We start from the raw sequence: 12,518 nt of genomic DNA on the forward strand, positions 1-12,518 counted from the left end.
CGCAACTATATTCATAAATCCGAATAAACGAATAGAGGTTTAGAACATGAGTAAAATCCGCGTAGATCACGTTTTTACGTCCGAGTCCGTTTCCGAAGGACATCCGGATAAGGTGTGTGACCAGATTTCCGATGCCATTCTTGATGCCTGTCTTGCGCAGGATCCTAAAAGCCGCGTGGCCTGCGAAACCCTTACCACCACAAATCTGGTGGTGAATGCCGGCGAAATTACGTGTTCCGGCTGGGATCAGGTTGATCCGGAAGCCATTGCCCGCGAAGTGTGCCGCGAGATCGGCTACGACCGCGAGGAGCTTGAATTTTGCGATAAAACGTTTGAATACATCAACCGGCTGCACGGTCAGTCTCCCGATATTTCCCAGGGGGTTACGGAAGGCGAAGGCCTTTTTGCCGAACAGGGAGCGGGGGATCAGGGTATGATGTTCGGTTATGCCTGTAACGAAACAGATGAGCTGATGCCCGCACCGATTGCGTTCAGTCATCGTCTGCTCGACGAATTGCAGAAAATCCGCAAGGCCGGAACCCTTTCCTATCTGCGTCCCGATTCCAAATCGCAGGTTTCGGTTCAGTATAAAGGAGGAAAGCCGGTTTCCATTGAAACGGTGGTGATTTCGCACCAGACCGATGATGTGCCGCTGGAAACGATCCGCGAAGATTTGATCAAGGTCTGTAAAGCCGTGCTGGAGCCGACGGGCCTGCTTAAAGAAGATACGGAATATTTCATTAATCCGACCGGTAAATTTGTAATCGGCGGCCCGCACGGGGATGCCGGACTGACCGGACGTAAAATTATTGTGGATACCTATGGCGGGGTCGGCAGTCACGGCGGCGGGGCTTTCTCCGGTAAAGATCCCTCAAAAGTGGACCGTTCCGCGGCCTATTATTCCCGCTACGCCGCGAAAAATATTGTGGCGGCGGGGCTGGCTGAAAAGTGTGAAATTCAGGTGGCTTATGCCATCGGGGTTCCGGAACCGCTGAGTATCAATGTGGATACTTATGGAACCGGCAAGGTGGATGATCATAAAATTGAAGCGGTGCTCAAAAGCGGTGATATTTTTGATTTCCGCCCGAGCGCACTGATTGCAGATCTGGATCTGGTACATCCGAAGGGCTGGAGCTATCGTGAGTCGGCGGCTTATGGGCATTTCGGACGCAACCAGTTCCCCTGGGAGAAAACCGACAAGGTGGATGCGCTGAAAAAAGCGCTGAATATTTAAGCGGATTTCCAGATGCTGTACCCAACGCGTGCCCGTTTCGGGTGCGCGTTTTCTGTTGCTAAACCTTGATGTTAAGCAATGGCAGATAGAGGCGCTGGCGCGCGGTTTCGCCGGGCAGCAGGTTCATTTTCCGCCAAGGGAGCTCGGCGCGGCTGTTTTGCGGCGCGTCGTTGAGTTTTAAGGCGGTGCCGGTGTGTACCTTATGTTTTCCGAAGCGTGCGTTTATTTCATCGATGGTTTTAGTCAGCCTTTCATATCGGTCGATTTCGATCCGGTTTTCAAACAGGTCAAACTGGGTGCTGTTGGCTGATTCGAGACGGGACAGCCAGATTTGGGTGGTTCGGTATTCAAAGCCGGGACGGTAGATTTTTTCGAAAAGCTGTTTCACCACCGGCAGGATTTCCTGGGTGGAATCGGTTGCCCGGTTAAGCTGGGCGCCGAGGCCGAATTCATGAAAATTTTTCAGACGGAGGGCAATGTGTATTTCTTTGGTTCGCTGTTTGTGGCGGCGCAGCCGGATCAATGCCGATTCCACGTTACGCACGAGTTTGGCATAAATGAACGCCTGGTCAGCTGATGGAGCGGTGAAGGTTTTTCCTTTTCCGATACTTATATTGGCCGGTTTGGGGGAGGAGGTTACCGGAAGCAGGTTGACGCCGCGCAGTTCGTGCCATATTTCCAGACCGGGTTTCCCCAGCATCTTTTTGGCCCATTTTTCCGGCTGTTGTACAAAGTCGAAGGCGGTTTGCAGGCCGTATTTTCGTAGCAACTGCACGGTATTCCGGCCGAATCCCCATACCTCTTCCAGAGGAATGCGTTTGAGAAAGAGATGGATGTGCCGCCCCTGCACTACGGTAAGGCCCTTCGGTTTTTTGTAATCCGAGGCGATTTTGCAGAGTCCTTTGGATAAACTGAGGCCGACCGAAACGCCGAGGTCCAGCTCCGCCTCAATACTCTTCTGTATTTTCCGGGCGATTTCGGGGTAGGACATCCGGTGATAGCGGCGTAATCCGGTGAGATCGGCAAAGGCTTCGTCGATGGAATATTCTTCAACTTCCGGGGTAAAGCGCCGCATGATTTCAAAAATTCGTTTCGAATAGATGCTGTAGCTCTCATAGTCGCTCGGCAGCACAATGAGATCGGGACAGATTTTACGGGCTTCTCCCAGACTGATTCCTCGGCGTATGCCCAAGGCCTTGGCTTCGTAGCTGGCGCAGGCGATAATGCCGCGTTCTTTACCGGTGACAACCGGCCGGCCTTTCAGGTGGGGGTGCATAGCCTGTTCCACCGAAGTGAAAAAGGCATCGGCATCCACATGAACCAGAGCTTGTGGAAAAGAGCAGTTTAAAAGAGGATTTTCGGAGTTCATTTTTGTGTTCCAGTGCTTGGAATTTAAACTGAACATTCGTACATAAACAAGCGCTGTTGCGGTTTTTAATGTACTGCCTTGAAGTAAAAGACGGTGGGGGTATAGTGGCCGCTGATTATTAACCTGTATTTTTTTTCATGGCGCATAAGCGAAAATCTGAACAGCTCGAAACGTATCTCCTGTCGGTGATCGATGGCTCGGCCGAGGGGAAATGGCCCTCGGTTCTTCGGGTCATTATGGCGATATTTTCATGGTTGTTTACCTTAATTGTTCAAACGCGGATTCAGCTGTATAAGCACCGCATCATTCGGGGGAATACACTGGGCTGCCAAGTGATTTCTGTGGGCAATCTGACCGTGGGCGGAACCGGAAAAACGCCGGTGGTGGAGGTTTTTGCGCGCAATTTGCAACAGCAGGGTCGAAAAGTGGCGATTCTGAGCCGCGGCTATAAAAGTAAGGAAGCCTCGTTCAAGGATAAGATGATCCAGCGGATCACAACCGGAAGAATTGAAACGCCGCCGCGGGTTGTTTCCGACGGTAAGCGCCTGCTGCTCGATTCCTGGACGGCCGGGGATGAGCCGTACATGCTGGCCACCAATTTGCCGGAGGTCGCGGTGGTGGTGGATAAAGACCGTGTTAAAGCCGGAAAATATGCCATCCGCGAGCTGGGGTGCGATACGCTGATTCTTGATGATGGTTTTCAGTATCTGAAGGTCGGACATCGGCTGGATATTGCGCTGGTCGACAGCACCAATCCATTTGGCTACGGCCATCTTCTGCCGCGCGGCCTGCTCCGCGAACCCATGCGGAATATCAAACGTGCGGGTTTTATTTTCATTACCAAATGTAAAGAGGACGGGGCTCCGGAACTCAAAGAACAGTTGCGCCGGCTGAACCCTGTTGCGGAAATTTCAGAATGCCGGCATGCGGCGAAATATCTTAAAGATGTATTTGGGGATACCACCTATCCGCTGGAAAAATTGAAGGGGCTCAAAGTGGCGGCGGTTTCGGCCATTGCGGTGCCGGAGAGTTTTGAAAGCGCGCTGGAGGCCTTCGGGGCGGAAATCGTCTATGTCCGCCGTTTTGCCGACCATCACCGGTTTTCGCAGCAGGAGATTATCAATACCATCAACTGGAGTGCAAAACGGGGGGCTCAGGCGATTCTTACGACCGAGAAAGATGCCGTACGTTTTCCGTTTGTCGAGCGGCGGGATATTCCGATTCATTACATGCGTGTCGAAATCGAGATGCTTTCCGGCGAAGAGGAGTTCATGGATTGGATTATGCGTATCTGTTTTAAAACTCCGCGGGATGATTAATGGCTGAACGTATTCTTATTATGGGGCTCAACTGGATTGGTGATGCGGTCATGAGTATGCCGGCCATTCAGGCTTGCCGACATGAAAACCCCGATGCTCACATTGGTATTCTGGTGAAACCCTATCTTAAACCGTTCTGGGAAATGCATGCCGCTCCCGACCGGATATTGACTTTGGACTCTATGGGCGGGGCAATCCGGGAAATTCGCGACTACGGCTTTGAAAAGGCCTTTATTCTCCCGAATTCATTCCGGTCGGCTCTTATTCCAATGCTGGCCGGAGTTCAGCAACGGATCGGTTTCCGGGGAGATCATCGCCGGTTGATGCTGACGGATGTGGTGCCGGTGGCCGGAGGGCATCAGTCGAATGAATATTTCCCCATCGTTGCTCCGAAATCGGTCGATTTGGTTAAAGAGCTTCCGGAACTGAATGTTCCCGATGAGGCGTTCCAAACCCTGGAACGCAAATTTCCGAATCTTGAGCGCTATGTGGTTCTAATGCCGGGTGCGGCGCGAGGGGCTTCTAAGATGTGGCCGTTAGGTCACTTTGAGCAGCTCTCTCGGATGTTACTGGACCAGACCGATCTGCGATTGGTTTTTGCCGGAGGTTCCGGAGATGCACCGGCCTGTGAGGAACTGGCGGAAAAACTCGGCGGTCGTACGGAAAGTGTGGCGGGCAGAACCAGCTTGAAAGAATGGGCGGCCCTGCTGAAAAATGCAAAACTCGCCGTGGCCAACGACAGCGGAGGGATGCATCTTGCCGGTGCAGTAGGGACTCCGGTGGTGGGTATTTATGGCCTTACCGATCCGGAAAAAACGGGGCCTTTGGCCCGGAAATTCAGGGTGATTCAGAACAGCACTATCAAATCCCGCGATATTGCGCGGAATTCCGATGAGGCGGTAAAAACGCTTGAATCCATCACGCCGGAGCAGGTTATGAGATCTGCTGCGGAACTGATGGTATAAAAAAAAGCGGCCGCTGGTACGACCGCTTTCTTCATTTGCCGGAAGGAAAAGGAGAAAGAAAACCTTACCGGCGATTTCTAATTCGTATGATTTGACCCGGCCGCCTTATGGGTGTTCAAAAAAATGCCCCGGAAACCGGGGCATGCTTTCTGAATTGGGATTATGCGGTTAGATGTGGAAATCCTGAATGGACCGAACGTCCCAGTCGTTTTCCTTGATGTATTTAATCGCTTTCACCGAGGCTTCCGCGCCGGAGCGGGTGGTGACAATCGGCAGTCCGCGCAGAATGGCTTCGGAACGAATATTGATTTCATCCACCCGGGCAACCGGTCCGCTGGGTGTATTGATCAGAAGCTGCACACCGTTTTCTTTCATCAGATCGATGACATTTTTTCCGTCTTCGCTGAGTTTATGGGTCAACTTGACTTCCAGACCGGCATTGTGAAGGGCCTGGGCGGTGCCCTCGGTGGCCACAAGGCTGAATCCGAGAGCTGAAAATTCGCGGCCCACGGCAACAATCCAGTCTTTATCGCGATCCTTGGCACTCAGGAAAACGGCCCCTTCAGCGGGCAGCACCTGTCCGGCGGCCACTTCGGCTTTCCAGAAAGCCAGTTCGAAATTGGAATCAATGCCCATCACTTCCCCGGTGGATTTCATTTCCGGGCCGAGAATCGGATCGACGCCGGCAAACCGATTGAACGGGAATACGGCTTCTTTCACGGCATACCATTCCATCTTGGGCTCAAAACCAACCATGCCGAGTTCCTTCAGCGTTTTTCCCATGGCGATTTGTGTGGCGAGATTGGCCATCGGAACATTGGTGGCTTTAGAGACATACGGAACGGTACGGGATGCGCGCGGATTGACTTCGATGATGTAGAACTCGTTGTCTTTCACTGCGATCTGCGCATTCATCAGGCCTTTCACGCCGATCTCCATCGCCATGGCGGTGCAGGCTTCCTTAATGCGCGCCACCATTTCGTCGGAGAGGGTATAGGGCGGAATCGAGCAGGCGGAGTCGCCGGAGTGAATGCCGGCTTCCTCAACGTGTTCCATTACACCGCCGACATAGACGTCGGTGCCGTCGCAAACCAGATCAACATCCACTTCGATGGCATGTTCGAGGAAGCGGTCGATCAGGACCGGATGATCCGGGCTGGCTGCGAAGGCGGCGTTCACGAACGGTTCAAGTTCCTCTTCTTCATAGGCCACCATCATGGCGCGTCCGCCCAGTACGAAAGAGGGGCGAATCATAACCGGGAACCCGATTTTTTCAGCAATCACTTCAGCTTCTTCCAGGGTGACGGCTGTGGCCGATTCCGGCTGTTTAAGCTCAAGCTTGTCCAGCAGCTGACGGAACTGTTCGCGATCTTCGGCGGCCGCAATGGATTTCGGTGAAGTTCCCAGGATCGGAACACCGGCTTCCAGCAGGCGGTCGGCAAGATTGAGTGGGGTCTGTCCGCCCATCTGAACAATCATACCCATCGGTTTTTCGGCTTCGTAGATGTTCATCACATCTTCGAAGGTGAGCGGTTCGAAATAGAGTTTGTCGGAGGTATCATAGTCGGTCGAAACCGTTTCCGGGTTGGAGTTGACCATGATGGCTTCATAGCCCATTTCCCGCAGGGCCTTCACGGTGTGAACGCAGGAGTAGTCGAACTCAATCCCCTGGCCGATCCGGTTCGGGCCGGAGCCCAGAACAATGACGCTCTTCTTATCGGTTTTTCGGGTTTCATCCAGCTGGCCGCCGTAGGTGGAATAGAAATAGGGGGTAGACGCCGCGAATTCACCGGCGCAGGTATCCACCAGACTGTACACCGGAATCAGGCCCAGCTCTTTCCGCAGGGCACGGATTTTATTGCCTGAAACGCCGCGCAGGGCACCGATCTGTTCGTCGGAAAATCCGTTTTTCTTGGCATATTTCAGCAGATCAAAATCCAGTTCGGCTGCATCCATCAATTGTTTTTCAATTTCCACGAGCTGGAGGATCTGGTCGATGAACCAGGGATCGAGATGGGTCATCTCCTGGATTTTTTCAATCGTGTATCCTTTTTTCAGACCGGATTTGATGGCAATTGTGCGCTCCGTGCAGGTGGTGTTGAGATAATCGTCGAGACGGTCCTGATCAATCTTGGCTTCGGCTTTTAGGTCGAGCCCGTCTACGCCGATTTCCAATGAACGGAAGGCTTTCTGCAGTGATTCTTTGAAGTTCCGGCCGATTGCCATGGTTTCGCCCACGGACTTCATGCTTGGACCGAGTTTCGGGTTTGCTGCAGGGAATTTTTCAAAAGTGAAGCGCGGAATCTTGGTTACGACATAGTCGATGGAAGGTTCGAAGCAGGCCGGCGTTTCTTTGGTGATATCGTTCGGCAGTTCGTCGAGGGTGTATCCGCAGGCCAGTTTGGCCGCCAGTTTGGCAATCGGGAAGCCGGTGGCTTTGGAGGCGAGTGCGGATGAGCGCGATACGCGCGGATTCATTTCAATGACCGCCAGGCGTCCGGTTTCCGGATGGATGCAGAACTGAACGTTGGAGCCGCCGGTTTCAACACCGACCACGCGCAGAACAGCCAGCGAAGCATCGCGCATCATCTGATATTCACGGTCGGTGAGGGTCTGGGCCGGGGCCACGGTGATTGAGTCGCCGGTATGAATGCCCATCGGGTCCATATTTTCGATGGCACAGATGATGACGCAGTTGTCTTTATTATCGCGCATCACTTCCATCTCGTACTCTTTCCACCCGAGTACGGATTCTTCCAGCAGCACTTCTGTCGTCAGTGACGCTTTAAGTCCGCCTTCAGCAATGGCCAGCAGTTCTTCCATATCGTTGGCAAAACCGCCGCCGGTTCCGCCCAGCGTGAAGGAGGGGCGGACAATGATCGGAAAATCAAGTTCTTCGGTTGCGATTCTTTTGGCTTCTTCAAGGTCGTGAACTTCGTAGCTGCGCAGGGTTTCGATGCCGACTTCGGCCATAGCCTGTTTAAAGAGGTCGCGCTCTTCACCGCGCATGATGGCATCGTATTTGGCGCCGATCATTTCCACGCCGTACTTTTCCAGAATCCCCTGTTCCACGAGCTCCATGGCGGCGTTGAGTGCGGTCTGTCCTCCAAGGGTTGGAAGAATGGCATCCGGCTTTTCTTTGATAATGATTTTTTCGATCGCTTCCGGAGTGATCGGTTCGATGTAGGTCCGGTCCGCCGTCGCCGGGTCGGTCATAATGGTTGCCGGATTGGAGTTAATCAGGGAAATGGTATATCCCTCCTCCCGCAGTGCTTTACACGCCTGGGTTCCGGAATAGTCAAATTCACACGCCTGGCCGATGACGATGGGGCCGGAGCCGATAATCAGAATGTGGTGGATGTCTTCTCTCTTAGGCATAATACTGTCCTTAACGCAAAGGCGCAAAGCGCGCCGAGTTTCGCAAAGTTAATCTATAAGTTGTTTACTATTCGGCTGATTCCGTCTTTTAGCATTGATTCATGATAATTGATTATAAGCGCCAATTTGAAATTGCCCAGGCGGAGATAGGTCAAGGTTTGAGCCCTGTCTCTGGGGGTAACTTCTTCCTTAGCTTTGTTCTCAACGATCACTTTATTCTCAACAAGCAAATCAATTCGGTAATCGGTTTTAAGTTGTTTGCCTTTATACTTCAGTTCCTGACGTTTTTGGCGTTCGTATTTTATTTCCCGCAAATCCAATTCGCAACAAAGAGCTTCTTCATAGGCGCTTTCGAGAAGACCGGGACCAAGGTGGCGATGTACTTCAATGGCAGCGCCTATAATTTCCTTGGATAATTCGTTCTCGGTCATTTCTCTGCGAACCTTTGTGTTCTTTTGCACCTTTGCGTTTAATCTATTCCCATTCAATGGTGGACGGCGGCTTGGAGCTGATGTCGTAGCAGACCCGGTTCACGCCGCGCACTTCGTTGATGATTCGGTTGGAAATGGAATCCATTACGTCGTATGGCAGTTTGTACCAGTCGGCCGTCATGCCGTCGCGGCTTTCAACCGCACGGACCGCCACGACGTTTTCATAGGTGCGGTCATCGCCCATGACGCCGACGGACTGGATCGGGAGCAACACGGCGAAGTATTGCCAGACATCGAGGTGATTCGGCATTTTCATGATTTCTTCGCGGACGCGCAGGTCGGCCTGCTGGAGTACGTCAATGCGTTCCGGCGTGATGTCACCGATAATGCGCACGGCAAGGCCCGGGCCCGGGAAGGGCTGGCGGTCTACCACATAGCTCGGCAGCCCGAGTTCCCGGCCGACTTCGCGGACTTCGTCTTTAAAGAGCTCGCGCAGCGGTTCGACGAGTTCAAACTGAAGGTCTTCCGGAAGACCGCCGACGTTGTGGTGACTCTTAATGGTGGCCGACGGGCCGCCGATTGGAGAGACGGATTCGATGACGTCGGGGTAGAGTGTGCCCTGACCGAGGAATTTTACTTTATCGCTCAGACCGCGTGCTTTTTCGGCAAATACATCGATGAAGGTGTTGCCGATGATTTTCCGTTTTTCTTCCGGATCGGAAATTCCTTCAAGTTTGCCGAGGAACAGATCGCCTGCGTGGGCCACAGTCAGGTCGATGCCGAACGCATTGCCGAAGAGTTCTTCAATCTCTTCCGTTTCCTTGTGGCGCATCAGGCCGTTGTCGACATAAACGCAGTGCAGCTGATCGCCGATGGCTTTGTGGAGCAGCGCGGCAACGACGGAGGAGTCGACTCCGCCGGAGAGGCCGAGCAGAACATGGTCATCACCGACCTGATTCTGAATGTTTTTAACCGTGTTTTCGATAAATTTGGACATTTCCCAGTCGCCGGAGCATTGGCAGACTTTGAATGCAAAGTTCCAGAGCATCTCTTTGCCCTGCGGGGTGTGGACTACTTCCGGGTGGAACTGTACGCCGAAGATATTCCGGTCGAGATTCTGGATAGCGGCCAGCGGGCAGTTGTCAGATTGGGCCACGACTTCGAAGCCTTTGGGCATGGATTCAACTTTATCGCCGTGACTCATCCAGACCTGTACGTCCGGTGAAAGCCCTTTAAAGAGCGGGGAGTCTTTGGTGATGCTCATCATGGCCTTGCCGTATTCGGCTTTGGTGCCGCGATGGACCGAACCGCCGAGCGTCAGAGCGGTGAGCTGCATGCCGTAGCAGATTCCAAGGATTGGAAGCCCGAGGTCAAAAATTGCCGGATCGCATTTCGGCGAGTCTTCATCCGGCACGCTGCAGGGGCCGCCGGAGAGGATAATGCCTTTGGGGCTGCGTTTTTTGAGTTCGTCGGCAGGAGTGTCAAAGCGGATAATTTCACAGTAAACCTTTTGCTCGCGGAGGCGGCGGGCAATCAGCTGGGTGACCTGGGAGCCGTAGTCGAGGATGGCGATCCATTCGGGATGATTCATTATTTATTTTCCTTCATTAATTCGATGAATTCCTCGAAGAGGTAGAACGGGTCGTGCGGGCCGGGAGCGGCTTCCGGGTGGTACTGGACACAGAAGAGCGGCTGCAGTTTGTGCTTCAGGCCGGCGACGGTGTTGTCGTTCAGGTTCAGGTGGGTGATTTCGGCCACTTCCGGATTTACGGTGTCGGCATCAATGCAGAAGCCGTGGTTGTGGGAGGCGATTTCCACTTTGGTGGTGCGCAGGTCCTGAATCGGCTGGTTTCCGCCGCGGTGTCCGAATTTGAGTTTAAAGGTGTCGGCTCCGAGGGCGCGACCGAGCATTTGGTGACCGAAGCAGATTCCGAACATGGGCACCTTGGATTCGATCAGCTTGCCGACCAGTTCGGTGGTTTCGGGAGCACCGGCCGGATCACCGGGGCCGTTGGAGACAAAGATGCCGTCCGGGTTGGCGGCCAGAATGTCTTCCGCTTTGGTTGTATTCGGATAGACGGTGCATTCGCAGCCGAGCTGTTCCAGAATACGCAACTGGTTGAGTTTAATGCCGCAGTCGATGACGGCGACTTTAAAGGCGGCGTCAGGTTTGCCGCCTTCGGGCCAGACATAGGCTGAATCGATCGAGACCTCAGAAGCCAGGTCGCGCCCGATGAGGCCGACGGAATCTTTGGCTTTCTGAACGAGGCTGTCGTGGTCAACGTTTTCGGTGGAAACGACGCACTTCATGGCACCTTTATCGCGGATGTGCAAGGTGATGGCGCGGGTATCGACATCATCGATGCCGATTTTTCCGTTTTCCTCGAGATATTTCGCGAGCGATTTACTGGCACGCCAGTTGGAGTGGATGCGGGAGCATTCGCTGACGATCAGGCCTTGCGCGAAAATGCCGCGGGACTCCACATCTTCCTCGTTAATGCCATAGTTGCCGATCAGCGGGTAGGTCATGGTGACAATCTGTCCATGATAGGAGGGGTCTGTCAGGATTTCCTGATAGCCGGTCATGGAGGTATTGAAGACCAGTTCCCCGTAAAATTCGCCGGAACCGGCAAATGCGCGGCCTTCAAAACACGTGCCGTCCTCGAGTGCAATAATCGCTTTTTTCATGGTTTTTCCTGTGAAATTCCGCCTTTTAGAGAGCTTGTTTTTCCAAAATTCGGCATATCATCCATGTCCGGTGCGCGGCATGCAACCCTTATTATGAGGGAAATGTTCAGGTTGCTCCGGATCGGGGGTTTTGGGCCCGAAAATAGGGAGTTGACGCCAACGGTGAAGCTCCATACACTACGCGCTCATTTTTTAAAAAAAGCTCCATTGGAGGAGCCGGTTGTCGGTTCGTTGGTTACACAGCCGTAATGCCGCAACCCACAAACGGATAATTAAAAACGAAACGGAGTTTCTTTCATGAGCGAAGAAAAAGCAGCCAGCACGACCCACGCCCTTATTTTCGAGCTGGAATATGTAGCCACCGCCACGCGCAAGGTTGAATTTGAATCGATCAAGAGTGCGGTCGGAACCAAAGGTGTTGAGCTTTCACCGATTGCTTTTGCCCGTTCGGGGATGTCCCCGCTGCACCGTCCGGCGATTACAGCAGTGTTGTTGCAGGCCGGTAAAAAAGCCGATGCCATTGAAAAGGCTGTTGCTGAAGTGGATAAAAAAGTGTCCGCATTCTGTGCGAACGAAGCGGAGCTGGATGCCGGACTTGAAAAGCTGATTAAAGCAACCATGGCCCGCGGTATTCCGGTGGTGGCCTTTAGTGCGTTGCCTGAATCCGACGCCAAAGCGCTGATGGCTAAACTTGGTCTGGATGAAATGGGGGTTGAACTGCTCATCCCGGAAGAGATTAAAGATTCCTTCCCGCGTGCTGACGACTGGTTGAAAATGCTGAAGCAGTGCGGCAAGGAAAACAGCACGTTGGTTGCTGTGGTCTCTTCACAGGTGGCTTGCAAAGGTGCACTTACCGCCGGTGCAGCATGCATTGCGGTGCCGGATGAATTCACTTCCTATCAGGATTTCAGCGGAGCGAAAATGGTGCTCGATACGCTGGCCGATGAAAAACCGGATGTGATGCTTGATCTGACGTTGCGGATGTAATTCATAATCTTCCAAATTTTGGAAAAGCCGACTCGTTTTGGGTCGGCTTTTTTTTGTGTGCACTCTGCCGGGCGCATACACTTGGGGATGAGCGTTCATCCTGCGCTCGGCAGGGGCAGACGCACGGGCTCAATATCCGCTTCGTCA

At 53.1% G+C, this 12,518-nt stretch carries 9 protein-coding genes; 4 read left to right on the forward strand and 5 right to left on the reverse strand.

Annotation, left to right across the window (positions count from 1 at the left end; translation table 11 throughout):
* Positions 1-46: 46 nt before the first annotated feature.
* Positions 47-1,234: a methionine adenosyltransferase gene (metK, locus tag P9H32_RS02425; protein WP_322607268.1), complete on the forward strand. Its 1,188-nt coding sequence runs from the start codon at positions 47-49 to the stop codon at positions 1,232-1,234.
* 58 nt (positions 1,235-1,292) lie between these two features.
* Here the strand turns inward: metK and P9H32_RS02430 are convergent, their stop codons facing one another.
* On the reverse strand, positions 1,293-2,603 hold the full coding sequence (locus P9H32_RS02430; protein WP_322607269.1) for a DNA polymerase Y family protein: 1,311 nt from the start codon (positions 2,601-2,603) through the stop codon (positions 1,293-1,295).
* A gap of 137 nt (positions 2,604-2,740) precedes the next feature.
* Here P9H32_RS02430 and lpxK point away from each other — a divergent pair, with 137 nt between their 5' ends.
* A complete protein-coding gene (lpxK, locus tag P9H32_RS02435; RefSeq protein ID WP_322607270.1) occupies positions 2,741-3,922 on the forward strand; it encodes a tetraacyldisaccharide 4'-kinase in 1,182 nt (393 codons plus the stop codon).
* Positions 3,922-4,887: a lipopolysaccharide heptosyltransferase II gene (gene waaF, locus P9H32_RS02440; protein WP_322607271.1), complete on the forward strand. Its 966-nt coding sequence runs from the start codon at positions 3,922-3,924 to the stop codon at positions 4,885-4,887. Before lpxK ends, waaF begins: the two co-directional genes overlap by 1 nt.
* 168 nt (positions 4,888-5,055) lie before the next feature.
* On the opposite strand, the gene carB is transcribed toward waaF, so the two are convergent.
* From carB to carA, 4 genes are read right to left on the reverse strand one after another with little or no spacing between them, the layout of a single operon-like run.
* A complete protein-coding gene (gene carB, locus P9H32_RS02445) occupies positions 5,056-8,265 on the reverse strand; it encodes a carbamoyl-phosphate synthase large subunit (RefSeq protein WP_322607272.1) in 3,210 nt (1,069 codons plus the stop codon).
* A 53-nt stretch (positions 8,266-8,318) separates the two neighbouring features.
* Positions 8,319-8,696, reverse strand: a complete 378-nt coding sequence (locus tag P9H32_RS02450) for a GxxExxY protein (RefSeq protein WP_322607273.1) — start codon at positions 8,694-8,696, stop codon at positions 8,319-8,321.
* 43 nt (positions 8,697-8,739) lie between these two features.
* Complete coding sequence (gene guaA, locus P9H32_RS02455; protein WP_322607274.1) at positions 8,740-10,287, reverse strand: glutamine-hydrolyzing GMP synthase; 1,548 nt, start codon at positions 10,285-10,287, stop codon at positions 8,740-8,742.
* Positions 10,287-11,384, reverse strand: a complete 1,098-nt coding sequence (gene carA, locus P9H32_RS02460) for a glutamine-hydrolyzing carbamoyl-phosphate synthase small subunit (RefSeq protein ID WP_322607275.1) — start codon at positions 11,382-11,384, stop codon at positions 10,287-10,289. Before carA ends, guaA begins: the two co-directional genes overlap by 1 nt.
* Positions 11,385-11,681: 297 nt before the next feature.
* Here carA and P9H32_RS02465 point away from each other — a divergent pair, with 297 nt between their 5' ends.
* Complete coding sequence (locus P9H32_RS02465) at positions 11,682-12,371, forward strand: HAD family hydrolase (RefSeq protein WP_322607276.1); 690 nt, start codon at positions 11,682-11,684, stop codon at positions 12,369-12,371.
* Positions 12,372-12,518: the final 147 nt, after the last annotated feature.

Source organism: Pontiella agarivorans (genome assembly GCF_034531395.1).
GTDB lineage: Bacteria > Verrucomicrobiota > Kiritimatiellia > Kiritimatiellales > Pontiellaceae > Pontiella > Pontiella agarivorans.

Coding starts and splice junctions, on each gene's coding strand:
- P9H32_RS02430 (WP_322607269.1), bottom strand. CDS start 2,603: ATGAACTCCGAAAATCCTCTTTTAAACTGCTCTTTTCCACAAGCTCTG.
- carB (WP_322607272.1), bottom strand. CDS start 8,265: ATGCCTAAGAGAGAAGACATCCACCACATTCTGATTATCGGCTCCGGC.
- lpxK (WP_322607270.1), top strand. CDS start 2,741: ATGGCGCATAAGCGAAAATCTGAACAGCTCGAAACGTATCTCCTGTCG.
- waaF (WP_322607271.1), top strand. CDS start 3,922: ATGGCTGAACGTATTCTTATTATGGGGCTCAACTGGATTGGTGATGCG.
- metK (WP_322607268.1), top strand. CDS start 47: ATGAGTAAAATCCGCGTAGATCACGTTTTTACGTCCGAGTCCGTTTCC.
- P9H32_RS02450 (WP_322607273.1), bottom strand. CDS start 8,696: ATGACCGAGAACGAATTATCCAAGGAAATTATAGGCGCTGCCATTGAA.
- guaA (WP_322607274.1), bottom strand. CDS start 10,287: ATGAATCATCCCGAATGGATCGCCATCCTCGACTACGGCTCCCAGGTC.
- P9H32_RS02465 (WP_322607276.1), top strand. CDS start 11,682: ATGAGCGAAGAAAAAGCAGCCAGCACGACCCACGCCCTTATTTTCGAG.
- carA (WP_322607275.1), bottom strand. CDS start 11,384: ATGAAAAAAGCGATTATTGCACTCGAGGACGGCACGTGTTTTGAAGGC.